The sequence below is a fragment of the Bradyrhizobium sp. CCBAU 45394 genome (assembly GCF_028128655.1).
GTDB classification, from domain to species: domain Bacteria; phylum Pseudomonadota; class Alphaproteobacteria; order Rhizobiales; family Xanthobacteraceae; genus Bradyrhizobium; species Bradyrhizobium diazoefficiens.
Genome location: NZ_LBIX01000008.1, coordinates 126,615 through 142,406, shown reverse-complemented (window position 1 = coordinate 142,406; position 15,792 = coordinate 126,615). Strand labels below are relative to the sequence as shown.

Below are 15,792 nucleotides of genomic sequence, written 5' to 3'. Positions count from 1 at the left end.
ATGCGGTTTGCGGGCATCAATCCGCAGATAACATCGCACACCGCGCGGCTGGCTGATTTTCGCTCCGGCAACTTGCGGCCAGAACTGCGCAGCGGCGTATCTGCGTGGAGATTGGATATGCGGAATTTGACCACGCCGGCCGGACTCTTCAGAGTCGCCGCACTGCTCATGTCGGTTGGAACGAGCCTCTGTCTCTCGTCGCAAACGCGGGCCCAACAGGACTCCGCCGTTCTGTTCCGCAACGTCCGGATATTCGACGGAAAGAGCGGTGCGCTCTCCGCCGCGTCCAATGTTCTCGTCAGGAACACGAAGATCGAGAAGATATCGACCGCGAACATCACGGCTGACGCCCAGGCAATCGACGGCGGCGGCCGGGTGCTGATGCCGGGGCTGATCGACGCGCATTGGCACGCGATGCTGGTCCGTCCGACGCCGGCCGCAGCCCTCGGCGACGTCGGCTACAACAATCTGCTCGCCGCGAGCGAGGCGACCGCGACGCTCATGCGCGGCTTCACCACGGTGCGTGACATGGGCGGGCCGAGCTTCGGCCTCAAGCGGGCGATCGACGAGGACCTCGTCGTCGGTCCGCGCATCTATCCCTCCGGTGCCATCATCACCATCACCAGCGGTCATGGCGACTTCCGGCAGCTCTCCGACCTGCCGCGAACGATCGGCGGCATGCTCAGCCGCATGGAGCAGGTCGGCGGCAGCATGGTCGCCGACAGTCCCGACGAGGTGCGCGTCCGGGCGCGCGAGCAGCTCATGCAGGGCGCCTCGCAGGTCAAGCTCACGGCGGGCGGCGGCGTCGCGTCGCCCTTCAGTCCGCTCGACGTCTCCACCTTCACCGAGCCGGAGCTGCGCGCGGCGGTCGAAGCCGCCGACAATTGGGGCACCTATGTCGCCACGCACGCCTATACGCCGGTCGCGATCCAGCGCTCGATCGCAGCCGGCGTGAGATGCATCGAGCACGGTCATCTCATGGACGAGGCGAGCGCGAAGCTGATCGCGGAGAAGGGCATCTGGCTCAGCACCCAGCCGTTCCTGGATATGTCCATGGCTGCCGCGCTCGGACCTGCGGAGCAGGACAAGATGCGGCAGGTGGTCACCGGCACCGACCGCGTCTATGCGCTGGCGAAAAAGTACGGCATCAAGACCGCGTTCGGCACCGACGTCCTGTTCTCGAAGGCATTGGCGGACAGACAGGGCTCAATGCTGGCCGCACTGACGCGCTGGTACACGCCGGCCGAAGCGCTGGCCATGGCGACGTCGGCCAATGCCGAATTGCTGAGCCTGTCCGGTCCGCGCAACCCCTATCCCGGCAAGCTCGGCGTGGTCGAGGAGGGCGCGCTCGCCGATCTCCTCCTGGTCGACGGCAATCCGCTCGACAACATCACCCTCGTTGAAGATCCCGCGAAGAATTTCGTCGTGATCATGAAGGGCGGCAAGGTCTACAAGAATATCGTTCCGCGCTGAAAACCGTGTTTCCCAAGAAAGTTGCGGCCAGCCATTGGGGGATGGCTGGCCGCGCGCGAACCGGTCTGGGACGGGGAGGGGTGGGGATGTGACCGGGTCGCGTAACTCGCTTGTTCCTGACTGCTAGTCCCTGGCGCTGGCGGTGGAGACCGCCGGCCGGGTATCGCCGAGCGAGACCCAGACATTGGGATCGCTCTGCGACTGGCGCTTGACGAAGCGGTAGCCGGTCTCCGTCCAGGCAACGACGTTCTCGTTCTGATTGTCGAGAACGAACTCGCCCTTGTCGGTCTTCACCGTCAGCACCGCGTGCCCTTCGCCCTTCTTGTCGCGCACGACGGTGATGAGCAGCGCCTCGCGAGGCCAGCCGGCATCCATCAGCATCTTGCGCTTCAACAGCACGTAGTCTTCACAGTCGCCGTAACCGTCCGATGGCAGCGACCACTTCTCGATCACGCCCCAGTGCTCCTGGTCGGTCAAAGGCTTGACGGTCTCGTTGACCCAGCGATTGACCTTGACGAGGTCGCGCCATGCGGTCTGCGACATCACGATGTCGCGCGGTTGCGTCGACCCGCCCTGGCACTGAGCGGCATTGTCGGCACAGAACTCGACCCAGCCGATCGGCGCACGCGTGGTGTCGCCAAGGCTCGCGTAGAGCAGACGGTTCTCACCGGCCTGCACCGTCGCGCTGATTCCGAAGAGCATGGCGGCGATCGCCAGCCTCTTCCCCTGTCCCCTGAAATCAAACATTGCGGCCCCCGTTTCTTGTTGGGACCACATTTCGCACGGAGCTTTTGCGTTGCCGCTAAGTCAGCCAAGTCAAGTCGAGACGAATGCAAGTAAAATGAGCGGCGAATTCGATCTATACTTGAATCGAATTCGAATAAAATTTGAAATGACTGCAATTGATTCAAGTTTTATCGATTAACGCGGAAACGCTGGCGGAACGGCCGTTCCGAGGCGCAAACAGGTCCCGCGTTAACCCGCACAGACCCGTCCCCGCGCACGAAAAAGGCGGCGTCCGCATCGCGGAGGCCGCCTTTGAGGCTGGAAAATCAGTGGTTTTGGCGCGCTTTCGCTTTACCGCGCGGTAACGCTCTCTTCGAGTGTCTCGATCGGCTGCTCGTGCATGAACTCCAGCGCGAAGCCGTCTTCGAGGTTCCGGACCACGCGGCCCTGGACCCGGCCGAGCAGCACGATCGATTTCAGTGGCGGGCGGTTCTCGGCGGCGATGGCCGCGCCCGACAGCGACAGGTCGATGATGCGGCAGGTCATCTTGGTGCCGTCCTCGAGCGTCAGCACCGCGATCGGGTTGCGCGGCACGATACGGTCGTGGCGGCGATCCTCCGGCAGGTTGAGGATGTCGCGGTTGGCGAGCCAGGTGAGCTGGGCGGCGAGCTTGTCGCGCTTCCTGGGCGTCGCCCCGATCGTCATGGCGAAGCCATTGTCGATGATACGGGTGATCTTGCCCTCGACGCGGCCGATATGGTCGAGATAGGCGACCACGCGGTCGCCGACATTGCCGATGCCGGGGGCGAGCAAAGCGAGGCCGCCCGGCGACATGTTGATCACCTGGCAAGGGAATTCCCGGCGGTCCGGCAGCATGTAGCGGCCGAGCAGGTGCACCTTGACCCGCTGGAAACGCCGACGTTCCTCGGCGGCCGGAAGAAATTTTTTGTTCGCCAACGCCATTTTCACAACCCGACCCCCCGCCTGGCGGAGTCCGGGACGACCCTAAGGTGCATAGGGTTAATGCCGCGTTAGGATCGGGTGCAGCGATGTTGGACGCACGCAATACGCGCGAAAAGCCACATCGGCGGCCGCCAGGCCGGCCACCGTCAGCGCGACCGGGGTCGAGGGAGACCGGTCAGGCCTGTCTTGTCCCCCGCCGATACAGCCACAGCAGCAGCGCCAGCAGTACCGCGGCCGAGAGGCCGAGCGACCAGTGAATGCCGATCGCCGCGCCGAACAGCCCGACGGTGATGCCGCTGAAGGCCCGCATCCCGAGCCCGGCCATATTATAAAGGCCGACGACGCGGCCGCGGATGTCGGACGGCGCGTTCAGCTGCACCAGCGCCTGCGCCATGGTGTTGAAGGACAGTTCGAAGAACCCCGCAAAGAACAGCAGCACGATCGCGATGGGATAGATCCGCACCGCGGCGAAGCCGAGCAGCGCGGCGCTCCACAGCATCGCCAGCAGGATCGCGGTGCGCGGCGTGCCCTTCAGCCGCCCCCAGGATTCCAGCGCGATGCCGGCGAGCAGCGCGCCGGCGGCGTCGGCCGCGAGCAGCACGCTGTAGGACACGCCGGGATCGCCATGGCCGAGATCGCCGGCAAAGCCCGGCATCTGGGCGTGATAGGCGTTGCCGATCATGAAGGAGGTGAGGCCGGCGAGCCACGTCATCGCCGTCAACACCGGCTGGGTGCCGATGGCGCGCATCGTCAGCACGATGTCGGCGAGACCGCGCACGGCGAAGCGCCGTACCGCGACGCTCTTGTCGCGGACCGGCGCCCAGAACAGCCAGATCAGCATCGGCAGGTAGAACAGCGTGTTGAAGATGATGCCGTGCGAGGTGCCGAGCGTCAGCATGATGACGCCGCCGACCGCCGGGCCCACCAAAATGCCGAGATAGCGCGCCATCGCGTTCAGCCGCACCGCGCTCGGCAGATCGGCGGGGCCGACGAGGTCGTAGAGCAGCAGCTGGTTCGGCGTCTGCCACAACACGCCGGCGCAGCCGTGGATCACCAGCAGCAGCATCGCGTGCCACATCTGGATGCTGTCGGTGATGAAGAAGAAGCCCCAGCCGCTCGATGCCACGATGAACAGCAGCATGCCGCACTGGATGATGCGGCGCGGATCGAACCGGTCGGCGAGCCCGCCGACGGCGACGGAGAACAGCAGGAACGGCAGCCAGTGCGACAGCACGGCAAAGCCCCCCAGCGTCGGCGAATGGAATTTCTGGAACACCACCCAGTAGCTGATCACGTGCTCGATATTGTCGGCCATCATCGCCAGCACGTAGGCGATGAACTGGAGACGATAAGGCACGGACTTCATCGCCGCGAACGAGCCGGACGCGACCACGGGATTTTGGGGAAGGGGGTTCAAGGGGCACCTGGGTGGGACTTAAGTCGTCCCTACACGGTCGGCGCCGACCGCTCAAGACACTTGGGTGTGCTTGAAGATCAGCCATGCACTGCGGCCGCAAGCTCAACCGTCATCCTGACGCAGACGCGTCGCAAGGCTCGCACCTCGTGACGGTTGAGCTTGTGGCAGGCAGGCGCTGTAGCCCGGATGGAGCGCGGCGAAATCCGGGACCGCTGCTCCCGCGTGTCGCTTTGCTCATGCGGGCTGCGAGACTCGCGCTTGGCACGACTGCGCATCTCACATACGCTTTGCCTCAGCCCGCGCCAATCAATCATAACAGACGGGCATCGAGGACACACCATGGAGCACATCCGCGTCTGCATTCACGCAGGACCGGGCTCGGAGCCTGTGATCCGCACCGTGCCGTGGCCGAAGGTCGGCCGCAAGGCTGCGCTGATCAAGATCGGCGCCTGCGGGGTCTGCGGCACCGACCTGCACATCCTCAAGGGACACTGGCCGAAGCCGCTGCCCTGGCCGTTCACGCTGGGACATGAGCTCGGCGGAATCATCGTCGAATGCGGCGACGAGTTCACCGAGGACTTCATGAGCAAGCCGCTGACCGTCGGCTCGAAGGTGATGATCCCGCCGCTGATGCCGTGCGGCCGCTGCTATTACTGCATCCATTATCCGCAGACCGCCAACAAGTGCCTGACGCCGGTCTATTACGGCCGCTATCTCGGCTTCGACAAGGCGCCGCACATGTGGGGCGGCTGGGCCGAATATGTCTATGTCGACCTCGACATGCTGCCGGGCACCAAGATCTACAAGCTGCCCGACGACATGTCGTTGCGGCTGGGCGCGCTGTCGGAGCCACTGACTTCCTGCATCCGCGCCTTCAACCGCGCCAGCCGTGCCGGCGGTTTTTCCTGGGGCGACACGGTGGTGATCCAGGGCTCCGGCCCGATCGGCATTCTCGCAGTCGCGGCCGCAAAAGAGATGGGGGCAGGGCGGGTGATCTGCGTCGGCGCGCCGGAGGAGCCGCGGCTCAAGCTCGCGCGTGAGTTCGGCGCGGAGGCGACGGTGAATATCGACGAGCTGAAGTCACCGCAAGAGCGCATCGCGCACGTGCGCGAGATCGTCGGCGGCTTCGGCGCCGATCTGGTGATGGACTGCTCGGGCCATCCGACCGCCGGCCCCGAAGGCATCGAGATGCTGCGCGACGGCGGCACCTATGTCGAGATGGGCCAGTTCACCGATGCCGGCTCGATCGAGACCTCATGGCATCGCATCTGCACCAAGGACCTCAACGTGCTCGGCTCCTGGGGCTTTACCGGCAACGACCTGCCGCTCGGCGTGGACATGCTCTACCGCACGGCGGGCAAATACCCCTGGCTGAAGATGCAGACGATTTACCCGTTCACGGAAGAGGGCGTCGCGCAGGCGGTGAGGGATGCGATGGCGATGAAGACGGTGAAGTCGACGATCGTGCCGTGGCCGGAACTGGTGGAGTGAAGATCTGTAGCTCGGATGAGCGAAGCGATATCCCGGGCCTTGGCGGGGATTTCCTGCTTCCGCGACCCAGACGGCAATCTATTGGAGGCTACGCGGAGATCTGAGCAGGAGCGATGCCCCAAAAGTTCCATCCGATATCCCCGAACTATCCACGCAGAGGTGAAACTTAGGCCCAAGTTCCGACTTTCACTTCGCGGGAGAGGTGCCGTGAAGCAAATCCTGAAACCTGTCACTTACATCCTGGCTGCGATCTACTTCCTGGTGGATGCGGTCTTCATGGCCGTGGCGAGGCCGATTGGGCGCTGGATCGGGGGGCATTTCGAATTCAGGCGATTGCGCGCCTGGATCAAATCGCTGCCGCCTTATCCGTCGCTCGCCTTGTTCTCCGTGCCCGTCGTTCTTCTGGAGCCGGTCAAGCCGGTTGCTGCGTACCTCGCCGCAACCGGTCAGGTCCTCAGCGGTGCCGTGACTTTCATTGTCGGCGAATTGCTCAAGCTGGTGCTGGTCGAGCGCCTGTTTCATCTCACGCGCGACAAGCTGATGCGAATTCCCGCTTTTGCCTGGACGTACGGAAAATACGCAGCGGCAAAGGCGTGGCTGCAGGCGACCGAAGCCTGGCGCGCCATCCGAGCCCTGGCCCGCGCGGCCAAGAACACTGTTGCGCGCGCAAGAGCCAAGCTGGTCGGCAGCTTCAGCAAACTGGCGACCTCCAGGGATTAAGGTCGCGCCAGGCGCGTTGCTCGCTACGCGAGTTTGCGCGCCGCGGCGGTTGCCTTGTCGCCCGTGTTCGGCGTGCCGGTCGGCTCGATCAGCATCAGGTGAACCTCCTCGCGCGCCACCGGGCGATGCTCGACACCTTTGGGCACGACGTAGAGCTGGCCCGGACCGAGCGTCACCGTGCGATCCCGCAATTCGATGTCCAGATTGCCCTTCAAGACGAGAAAGAAATCGTCGGTGTCGTCGTGCTTGTGCCAGGTGAATTCGCCCTTCACCTTCACCACCATCACGTCGCAATCGTTGAAGGTCGTAATCGTGCGCGGAGACCAATAATCCCCAAAGGTCGCGAGCTTGTCGGCAAGCGATATGCTGTCGGTCATGTTTCACCCGTTGCTCTCTCGTGAGGCACGATTTGGGATCAAGTGGCGGGCGCGACAAGACTTGCATCCGGTCAATCGCGTGATCCTGGCTGGCGAGATCCAAGGGGCGCCGGCTAAGTCGGCGGGGCGCCGCTCCCCGTATCGATCTCGCTTTCCTTCACCACCGCCGCACCCACCACCTTCGTGCCCTCCAGCTCCCGCACGATCCGCTCATCGGGCCCCACGACACCGAGATCGAATTCGCGATCCGGCGTGACGAGGATCATGCGCTGGCCGACGATCACGACCACCGTCATGTTGCTGGTCTCGCCTTCGACCGCCCATGCGCGGATGTCGTCGGCGAAGGGCTGCTTGCGCCAGGCGTCGGGAAAGCCCGGGTCGGATCGGACTTCGATGCCATCCTCGGACGTGGTCAGGACCAGCTTCGACCGGCTCGGCTTCCAGCGCTCGTCGAGGAGATCGTTGACCAGCCACAGGCAGGCGAAGTTCTCACATTCGGCCGGCCGCTCGGCGTAGATCGCGCAGCCGCGGCCGGGCTTGCAATGCCGGCACCAGGCATTCGCGGGCTTGGCCAGCGCCTCGATGGCCATCACCTTGCAGCAGAGCGTGCAATCGCCGCAGGTGCGTTTGATGGAAGAGATCATGCGCGCATTCCCGGCACGTCCAATCGCGCACAATTTAAGCGAGGCGGCCGCGAAAATCAGCCGCTTTGGAGCAAAAGCTCACTATATGCAGCAAAACGGCCCGGAAACGCTGCATGTAGTAGGTCGGACCGCCGGTAAGCTTATTCGCGATGTCGCCAAAGCCATGCGTCATAGGCATGGTGATTTGCCCGCGCTTGGCGTAAAGAGCGTCCAAATCAAATCACCACGCGTGCGGCCGGACCATTTGCCGAGCACGCAGCTTCAGGTCGCGCGGCTCGACGTTCCGCGCCTGGACCAACCAAGGTTTATCCCGTGTCATTCCCGACCATGAGTCCGCCGCTCGCCCGAGCTTTGGCCGAGCGCAACTACGACCGTCCGACCCCCGTTCAGCTCGCCGTGCTCACCGAGGAGGCCGCAGGCCGCGACCTCCTGGTCTCGGCCCAGACCGGCTCCGGCAAGACCCTCGCTTACGGACTGGCCCTGGCCAAGGATCTGCTTGATGGCATCGAGCGGTTCGAGCGGGCGGGCGCGCCGCTCGCCCTGATCGTGGCGCCGACCCGCGAGCTTGCCTTGCAGGTTCAGCGCGAACTGGCCTGGCTGTACGAGCATGCTGACGGGCGCGTCGTCTCCTGTGTCGGCGGCATGGATCCGCGGCGCGAGCAGCGCGAGCTGGCCGCCGGCGCGCACATCGTCGTCGGCACGCCGGGCCGGCTGTGCGATCATTTGCGCCGCGGCCGTCTCGACATCTCCGAATTGAAGGCCGTCGTCCTCGACGAGGCCGACGAGATGCTCAATCTCGGCTTTCGCGAGGACATGGAGTTCATCCTCGAGACCACGCCGGAGACGCGCCGCACCCTGTTGTTCTCGGCGACCTTTCCGCGCGGCATCGTCGCGCTGGCCAAGCAGTATCAGCAGCAGGCGTTCCGGATCGAAGTCGCGGGCGACGAAGGCGGTCACGCCGATATCGAGTATCGCGCGATCCGGATCGCTCCCGCCGATGTCGAGCACGCGGTGGTCAACGTGCTGCGCTTCTTCGAGGCGCCGAGCGCCCTGGTGTTCTGCAGCACGCGCGATGCCGTCCGGCATTTGCAGGCGGCACTGCTGGAGCGCGGCTTCTCCGTCGTCGCGCTATCGGGCGAATTGACGCAGAACGAGCGGACCCTGGCGCTCCAGTCGCTTAGGGACGGGCGTGCCCGCGTCTGCGTGGCAACCGACGTCGCCGCCCGCGGCATCGACTTGCCGAGCCTCGACCTCGTCATCCAGGCCGATCTGCCCAACGACGCCGAAGTCATGCAGCATCGCTCGGGCCGTACCGGCCGTGCGGGGCGAAAGGGCACGAGTGTCCTGCTGGTGCCGCCCGCACGGCGGCGGCGTGCGGAGCTGCTGCTCAATCTCTCAGGCATCGACGCGGTCTGGGGAACGGCACCCCAGGCGGACGAGATCCGCAAGCTCGATCACGAGCGCATGAAGGACGTGCTCTTCACCGAGGAGACGACCGCCGACGATCTGGTGCTGGCGCAGGCGCTATTGGCCGAACGGTCGCCCGAGGATATCGCCGCGGCGCTGGCGCGGCTCTATCGCGCGCGGCTCCCGTCGCCCGAAGACATCATCGATCCCGGCGAGCGGGCTGGCCGGCCGCGTGACGATCGCGGTCGCGACAATGTCCGGGCCCAGGGCGGCGATGATCGCCCCGAAAGAGTCCGCCCCAAATCGGGGAAATCGTCGCCGAAGCACGGCATGGCGGAGGGCAGCGTCTGGTTCCGGGCCAACATCGGACGAAGGAAGAATGCGGAGGCACGCTGGCTGTTGCCGATGATTTGCCGTCGTGGCGGCATCGACAAGAGCGACATCGGCGCCATCAAGATCATGGACACGACGACCGAGTTCGAAATTTCCGAGCGGGTCGCGGACTCCTTCGCTGCCAAGATCAAGCGTCCGGACAAGGAAGATAATATCCGCCTCGAACCGATGGCGGATGCGCCGCAGCGGCAAGCGCCTTCGGAAGAGCGGTCAAAGCCGCCTCGGCGCGAGAGCGGCGACAGTGATCATCGTGAACGTCGCGACGATCGCCCGCGCGAGGCGGGATTCAAGCCGCGCAGCAAGGCTTTCGGCGAGCGCGGGCCGAAATTCGACGATGCTTCTGCTTTCGGGAAGAAAAAGAAGCATAAGAACAAGCCCGGCCACGCCGGACAGCCGCCTGCGGTCACTGCGTGGCCTGTGAAGGGCGCGCCCGGAAAGAAGGCAAAGAAGAAGCATCGGGGCTGAAGTACCCCGCGTGTCCTGGCCCGAACGAATGAACGCCGCTGGCACGAACCAGCGGCGTTCCCGCAAGATCGGGTGGGCTTAGCGGCCGCCGCCGCCACCACCGCCGCCGCCTCCGCCACCACCACCGCCGCCGGCATCACGCATAGCCGAATTGTAGCGAGGGTCGGTCTGCTTCATGTAGATCGGCGAGGTATCGTGAGTGAGGCGAACGACGCGCCGTCCGGCCTGCTGCTGCGGCACTTCGACAAAGCCGGCGCAGCCCTCGAAGAAGGCCGTGTCGCAGCCATAGGTCCGCAACTGCACCGCGTTGGCGCTGGTCGCCGTGAACGCGGTCGCCGCAACGCATGCAATGAAAGCAACTTTCGACAATGAGAGTCTCATGAAATTCTCCAGCCTCGGGTCGGCGAGACCGGAACGGCTCGCACGAACCTTCGACGGAATCTGATCGAAACCGGTTCGAGCCGGTGGCTTCACGCCCGCGTGAGCGGGGAATCGGACGGCGAGCTCATGTGCCGGCGCTCGACGGCTCCGTGAGATCGCGGAGCATGTAGGTCGCGCTGGCGCCGTAGGATTCGAGCTTTGCGCGCAGCTCCGCATCCGCCGTAACGGGCCGAAAGCCGAAACGTTCCCACAGCGGTCGCGTGGCGTAGACCGAGACCAGGGCGAGGGTCGCGATGCCCGACGCGCGCGCCAGGTTCTCGATCGTTTCGACATAGGCACGCGCTATGCCGCCACGATGATCCGGCAGCACGGCGACGTCGTGCACATAGAGGCAATCCGCGTCATCGGGCAGGCGTTCGAGGAATCCGTCGAGCGGCGGAATCCGGGACCGCCGCCAGGGATGCGAGAGTCCGTAGCCGGCGATCTCGTCGTCCGCTATGAGCACACGGCAGCCATCAGGATAGAGCCGCATCTTCTCCGCGAACACCTCGAGGCGTTCAGGCAGACCAGGATGGATGCGCGCTGCGATCGCGCCGATCGCGGGCAGGTCGGAGGCGTGCGCGGGACGCCAATGCAGCTTGCTCATGTCGGTCCGTCTCACTCATTCCAGTTTATTCCGGCGCAATGATGCGTGCAGCGAAAAATTTCTTTGCCGCGCTCAAAGGAATACGACGGCTCGCGCGGCGTCCTACCCATGCAAGCCAATTGCATGACAGGAGAGATCATGACGACATCCCCGATCCGCCTTGCGCTCACGCTCGCCGTGTCGCTCGCAATCATTCCCGCCGCGTTCGCCGCGCCGCCGACGAAAACCGGCAAGACCGACAAGGGCAGCGTGCTCACTGACGCCAAGGGCATGACGCTCTACACCTTCGACAAGGACGCGGACGGCAAGTCGGCCTGCAACGGTCCGTGTGCGACGAACTGGCCGGTGCTGAAGGCCGAGGCCAGCGATGCCGCCGGCGACGGCTACACCATCATCACGCGCGACGACGGCTCCAGGCAATGGGCCTACAAGGGCAAGCCGCTCTATACTTTCGCCAAAGATACCAAGCCCGGCGACATCGCCGGCGACGGTTTCCTCAACGGCGCCTGGCATCTGGCGATGCCGTGAGCGATTGACAGCACGGGCCGGGGATCGCCGTGGCACGCGATGTCCGGCCCGATAGCGCAGGCGGCGTGTCGCGCGACGGACTCTATCGCGCCGGGGGAGGGCTGGCGGCCGCTTCCGGCAGTTCCGGCGTCGCGTCCTTGGGGTCGTACCAGCTTGCCGCGTCCGAGCGCCAGATGTGAGCGCGCGCGGGGCCCGCGACCGGCGTATCCAGGCATCCCATGCGCAACAGCACGTTCGGCTGCGCGATCCGTTCCGCCATGATGTGCGAGCCGCAGCGGGTGCAGAAGCGGCGGAATTTGCCGGGCGAGGACTCGAACGCGGCGAGCAGCTCGTCGCCGCGCACCCACCGGAACGCCGCGCGCGGCACCGGCATCACGCTGGAAAACGCCGAGCCGTGCGTCTTGCGGCAGGTCTGGCAATGGCAATGCACGAAGGGCGCGGGCTCCGCATCCACTTCATACGCAACGGCGCCGCATAGGCAACTTCCGGTCAGCATGCTCTTCCCATAGATCAAATCCTTTTGGAGCGCACAGCTTAGCCGCGCGGGCCGCGCCGGTGAAGCTGTCAAAACGAACTCGCCAGCCCGGGCGCGAAGTGCAATGATGGCGCGGAGCACGCGCAAGTTCGCCTGCATGCCTTGCAATCGGCGGATTCATCGCCATTTCGAGATGACACCCAGCAAAAAGGCATTTCGAATGAAATTCCGTGTCGGATTCGAAATGCTCTACGATTTCCCGCAACCGACTCCGATGATCATGGTGCTGGGCACGCATTTCACGCGCGCCTCCGATGTCATCGTGCCGGACTTCCTGACCACCACGCCTGCGGTCGAGATCACGCCCTATCGGGACATGTTCGGCAATTGGTGCAGCCGCATGGTCGCGCCGGCCGGTCGCATGCGCCTTGCAGCAGATGGCGTTGTTCGCGACAGCGGCCTGCCGGATCCCGTGGTTGCGTCGGCGGTTCAGCACAGGATCGAAGAGCTGCCTTCCGATACGCTGGTTTATCTGCTCGGCAGCCGCTACTGCGAGACCGACCGGCTCTCGGAGATCGCCTGGAAGCTGTTCGAGAAGACGCCTCCGGGGTGGGCGCGGGTGCAGGCGATCTGCGATTTCGTTCACGGCCACATCGCTTTCGGCTACGAGCATGCGCGCGCGACCAAGACGGCGTGGGAGGCATACCAGGAGGGCAAGGGCGTCTGCCGCGACTATGCCCACCTCGCCATTGCGTTCTGCCGCTGCATGAACATTCCCGCACGGTATTGTACCGGCTATCTGAGCGACGTCGGCACGCCGCAGCCTTGGGCGGTGGGCGATTTCGCCGGCTGGTTCGAGGCCTTCATCGGCGGGCGCTGGCACACTTTCGACCCGCGCAACAACGTGCCGCGGCAGGGCCGCGTCCTGATCGCTCAGGGGCGCGATGCCTGCGACGTTCCGATCACGCAGACCTTCGGCCCGAACGAGCTGGTCAGCTTCAAGGTCTGGACCGACGAGATCGCATGATGCTCGGTCATTTCCATTCGCCGGCGAGCTTGGCTCACGCAGCCGGCGCCGGCACCAGTCCGTAGCGCAGCATTGTCTCTTTCATCTTCACGGGATCGGGTGGCGCGCCGGCCGACAGGAGCGCTGCCATCTCGGTGAAATATTGCGGTCCCAGCACCCCGGGGCTCAGGATGCACAAGCATGTCGCAGGCCCCGTCGAACGGTTGGTAAAGCCGTGCACGATGCCGCGCTTGATGAAGACTGAGGCTCCGGGGCCAACATCGGTCTGCTGGCCGTCGATCGTCCAGGTCGAGACGCCGGACAGCCCGTAGATCGTTTCGTCCCAGCGGTCGTGATAGTGCGGGATCGGCATCCGCGCATTCGGCTGCAACGTCATTTCGAAGATGTCGACGCTGCCGCCGGTGTCGTCCTTGCTGTGCAGGAAGCGGAGCTCGAGCGTACCGAAATTGATGATGTCGGGCATGGCTGCTTCGTCCAGGTGAGAGAGGCTGCATCGAGATTGTGGCGCTCGCTCGCGTCGAAACGAAATCTACCGCAGCCCTTCATACACCATCAGCCCGCGTAGACCGGCCAATTTGTCGCACAGGGTCCGTTGCAGGCCAACTTGCCGGCTGCGCAGGCGGTAGAACATTCCGGCTCAAACGGCTCCGGGGATCGACGCCTCTGAATAGCTCGCCGGCGCTGATCTGAAGTTGGCGCATGCAATTGCCGCAACTTTAAGGGCGCAGGATTCTCGCTGCGCCGCTTCGTCGCAATATTCGAATAAATTCAAAGCGAGAGTCCGAAAGCGAACCGAAGCGTCGATTGTCGTCGGCCATAGTTGGCTCCGGCAGGGGGCGAGAGCGGAATATCCGCAGCAGCATCCCTCCATCGTGAAAGTAGGGGCAGTGGCGTCCCGTTGCAGCACGCACCTGGACGCGTCGGGGAGTCTTCAATCCATCATCTAGTTTCGCTTGAAAGGATGAAAGCCCGTGAGTGATGCCGATATGAAAGTCGAGACGAAAGCCGCTCCGCTGAATGGGACGGCGAACGGAAATACAAAGCTCAAGTTCGACATGCCGTTTTTCAACATCCAGGCGATCTTCGGCGATCTCGCCGCGCCGGCCGCGACACGGGCCAAGGCAAATTTCGAGCAGATGAAGGTGACGTCCGAGGAGATTACCGCGGCACTCTGCGACGCCTGTTCGACCAGTGCCAAGCGTTCCGCCGATTACGGCACCAAGGTCATCGAAATATCCAACGCCAATACCAGCTCCGCGCTGGAATTCTTCTCCCAGCTTGCGGATGCGAGGTCGTTTGCGGACCTCGTGAACCTCTCCACCGCCCACGGTCGCAAGACCTTTGAAGCGGCTTCCGCCCAGAATCGGGAGCTTTGGGATCTGGCCCAGAAGGTCGCGACCGAGGCGGCCGAGCCGATCAAGAACAGCTTCAACCGGGTTCTGCATAGGGCTGCTTGAATCGAAGCTACTGGCCACGTGGATCGGCTGGACGAGCGTCTTCGCGAGAAGAGACGCCGTCCAGCCGATGGCGGCCAGCCTCGCCGTGAGGTGATGCCAAGCTGGAGGGAAATCAGGGATGGGTATGGTGATGATCAAGTGCCCGGAAACGGGGAGCGCTATTCCGACAGGCATCGAGGTGGATAGCGACAAGTTTCGCTGCAGCGCGGTCTTTTTCTCGCGCACCTATTGCCGGATGTGCGCGGCGACGCACGAGTGGTTCGCCAGGGAGGCCTGGGTCTACGAGTCGGTCTTGGCGAACGGGAAGTCCGGGGGCGGGCAGCCATTCCGCGCCGGCGCGGCGTGAAGGAGCCTTACCGCATCCTGCGACACGATCCGATCGATCCTGCGGCTCATCACCTTGTAGCATTCGCAAGCGACGACCTCGAGCCGTTGCCTGTCGATCTCGAGCTGGCCGCGCCGATTGGATTTGATGGCCCTTGATGCTCGCAGTGCGCTCACGACGTGCGTGACCGTGGTGCGCCGGACGCCGAGCAGTTCCGACAGCGTCTCCTGGGTCAGGGGCAGGATGTCACCGCCATCCGTCCGGTCGTGAATGTGAAGCAGCCAGCGGGCGAGGCGCGCTTCGACGGAGTGCAGCGCGTTGCAGGCCGCGACGTGCAGGAATTGCGTCATCATCGCCCTGGTGACAATCTGAACCGCGTTTGCGATGGCGGGACTGCGTTCGAGCGCCGCTTGAAATCGCGCGGGTGAGATCTGCAGTGCGGTCCCGGCCACGCGGACAACCGCCGTCAGGGGAGATCGGACGGGGCCGAGCGCCGTCATGAGTCCGACGGCGCCGTCGTTGCCGATCACCGCGGTTGCGGCCGTCTGTCCGTTCGGCAACTCCATGATGAGGGCGATCGCGCCGCTGCAGGGGAAGTAAAGGTGCTCGATCCGGTCGCCCGATCGAACGAGCACTGCGTCGTGCAGGAGCGGTACTTTCCGTAAATGCGGTGCAAGCAAAGCGAAGTCGGCCGGCGGTAACGCAGCTAACAGGCGATTACCAACTCTTGTCGCGCGCTCCATCACGGGAGTAGCCCCTCGACGGAGGCTCGGCGGCGGGCGAAAGCATCGTCACCGGCCGAGCCGCGTTGCCGCGCCGACACTTGCCACGGCAAGTGGACAAACGCACTTCGGCAGGTAAGGTTCCAATAACGGAT

Annotated in this window: 18 protein-coding genes; 8 read left to right on the top strand and 10 right to left on the bottom strand. The window is 64.4% G+C overall.

Translation table 11 applies throughout. The annotated features are described in order from the left end of the window. Positions 1-117: 117 nt before the first annotated feature. Positions 118-1,473, top strand: a complete 1,356-nt coding sequence (locus WN73_RS04900) for a metal-dependent hydrolase family protein (RefSeq protein ID WP_161534454.1) — start codon at positions 118-120, stop codon at positions 1,471-1,473. 123 nt (positions 1,474-1,596) lie between these two features. On the opposite strand, the gene WN73_RS04895 is transcribed toward WN73_RS04900, so the two are convergent. The 3 genes from WN73_RS04895 to WN73_RS04885 form a co-directional block, all read right to left on the bottom strand. After that, positions 1,597-2,220 (bottom strand): transglutaminase-like cysteine peptidase, encoded by a 624-nt coding sequence (locus tag WN73_RS04895; RefSeq protein ID WP_038967896.1) that lies wholly within the window; start codon positions 2,218-2,220, stop codon positions 1,597-1,599. Positions 2,221-2,550: 330 nt separating this feature from the next. Continuing rightward, complete coding sequence (locus WN73_RS04890) at positions 2,551-3,162, bottom strand: PilZ domain-containing protein (RefSeq protein WP_028176079.1); 612 nt, start codon at positions 3,160-3,162, stop codon at positions 2,551-2,553. A gap of 175 nt (positions 3,163-3,337) precedes the next feature. Beyond that, on the bottom strand, positions 3,338-4,579 hold the full coding sequence (locus WN73_RS04885; RefSeq protein ID WP_271551868.1) for an MFS transporter: 1,242 nt from the start codon (positions 4,577-4,579) through the stop codon (positions 3,338-3,340). A 339-nt stretch (positions 4,580-4,918) separates the two neighbouring features. Between WN73_RS04885 and WN73_RS04880 the strand changes: the two genes are divergently transcribed. Both WN73_RS04880 and WN73_RS04875 read left to right on the top strand, forming a co-directional pair. Beyond that, the gene (locus tag WN73_RS04880) at positions 4,919-6,070 is read left to right on the top strand and encodes a zinc-binding dehydrogenase (protein ID WP_161534455.1); all 1,152 of its coding nucleotides are present in this window, start codon (positions 4,919-4,921) and stop codon (positions 6,068-6,070) included. 207 nt (positions 6,071-6,277) lie between these two features. Beyond that, complete coding sequence (locus tag WN73_RS04875; RefSeq protein ID WP_161534456.1) at positions 6,278-6,790, top strand: hypothetical protein; 513 nt, start codon at positions 6,278-6,280, stop codon at positions 6,788-6,790. Positions 6,791-6,813: 23 nt separating this feature from the next. Here WN73_RS04875 and WN73_RS04870 read toward each other — a convergent pair whose 3' ends face one another. Both WN73_RS04870 and WN73_RS04865 read right to left on the bottom strand, forming a co-directional pair. After that, positions 6,814-7,167: a cupin domain-containing protein gene (locus WN73_RS04870; RefSeq protein ID WP_161534457.1), complete on the bottom strand. Its 354-nt coding sequence runs from the start codon at positions 7,165-7,167 to the stop codon at positions 6,814-6,816. 113 nt (positions 7,168-7,280) lie between these two features. Further along, a complete protein-coding gene (locus tag WN73_RS04865; RefSeq protein WP_246740586.1) occupies positions 7,281-7,757 on the bottom strand; it encodes a hypothetical protein in 477 nt (158 codons plus the stop codon). Here WN73_RS04865 and WN73_RS04860 point away from each other — a divergent pair. Continuing rightward, complete coding sequence (locus tag WN73_RS04860) at positions 7,750-8,142, top strand: hypothetical protein (RefSeq protein ID WP_202633247.1); 393 nt, start codon at positions 7,750-7,752, stop codon at positions 8,140-8,142. The two genes, WN73_RS04865 and WN73_RS04860, sit on opposite strands and share 8 nt — an antisense overlap. Continuing rightward, positions 8,139-10,076, top strand: a complete 1,938-nt coding sequence (locus tag WN73_RS04855; protein ID WP_271552084.1) for a DEAD/DEAH box helicase — start codon at positions 8,139-8,141, stop codon at positions 10,074-10,076. Before WN73_RS04860 ends, WN73_RS04855 begins: the two co-directional genes overlap by 4 nt. 78 nt (positions 10,077-10,154) lie before the next feature. On the opposite strand, the gene WN73_RS04850 is transcribed toward WN73_RS04855, so the two are convergent. Further along, a complete protein-coding gene (locus tag WN73_RS04850) occupies positions 10,155-10,457 on the bottom strand; it encodes a hypothetical protein (protein ID WP_038967893.1) in 303 nt (100 codons plus the stop codon). 124 nt (positions 10,458-10,581) lie between these two features. Further along, positions 10,582-11,103 carry a GNAT family N-acetyltransferase gene (locus tag WN73_RS04845; protein WP_161534459.1) on the bottom strand — a complete coding sequence of 174 codons (522 nt, stop codon included), beginning with the start codon at positions 11,101-11,103 and terminating at the stop codon, positions 10,582-10,584. A gap of 138 nt (positions 11,104-11,241) precedes the next feature. Between WN73_RS04845 and WN73_RS04840 the strand changes: the two genes are divergently transcribed. Next, positions 11,242-11,631, top strand: coding sequence for a COG4315 family predicted lipoprotein (locus tag WN73_RS04840; RefSeq protein ID WP_161534460.1), 390 nt, complete (start codon positions 11,242-11,244; stop codon positions 11,629-11,631). Positions 11,632-11,713: 82 nt separating this feature from the next. On the opposite strand, the gene WN73_RS04835 is transcribed toward WN73_RS04840, so the two are convergent. Then, on the bottom strand, positions 11,714-12,127 hold the full coding sequence (locus WN73_RS04835) for a GFA family protein (RefSeq protein ID WP_025575720.1): 414 nt from the start codon (positions 12,125-12,127) through the stop codon (positions 11,714-11,716). A gap of 199 nt (positions 12,128-12,326) precedes the next feature. Here WN73_RS04835 and WN73_RS04830 point away from each other — a divergent pair, with 199 nt between their 5' ends. Next, positions 12,327-13,133, top strand: a complete 807-nt coding sequence (locus WN73_RS04830) for a transglutaminase-like domain-containing protein (RefSeq protein ID WP_011088305.1) — start codon at positions 12,327-12,329, stop codon at positions 13,131-13,133. A 34-nt stretch (positions 13,134-13,167) separates the two neighbouring features. Here the strand turns inward: WN73_RS04830 and WN73_RS04825 are convergent, their stop codons facing one another. Continuing rightward, on the bottom strand, positions 13,168-13,596 hold the full coding sequence (locus WN73_RS04825; protein WP_161534462.1) for a cupin domain-containing protein: 429 nt from the start codon (positions 13,594-13,596) through the stop codon (positions 13,168-13,170). Between the two features lie 508 nt (positions 13,597-14,104). Between WN73_RS04825 and WN73_RS04820 the strand changes: the two genes are divergently transcribed. Then, a complete protein-coding gene (locus WN73_RS04820) occupies positions 14,105-14,590 on the top strand; it encodes a phasin (RefSeq protein ID WP_161534463.1) in 486 nt (161 codons plus the stop codon). 279 nt (positions 14,591-14,869) lie between these two features. On the opposite strand, the gene WN73_RS04810 is transcribed toward WN73_RS04820, so the two are convergent. Then, positions 14,870-15,661: a Crp/Fnr family transcriptional regulator gene (locus WN73_RS04810; protein ID WP_011088302.1), complete on the bottom strand. Its 792-nt coding sequence runs from the start codon at positions 15,659-15,661 to the stop codon at positions 14,870-14,872. Positions 15,662-15,792 lie beyond the last annotated feature (131 nt).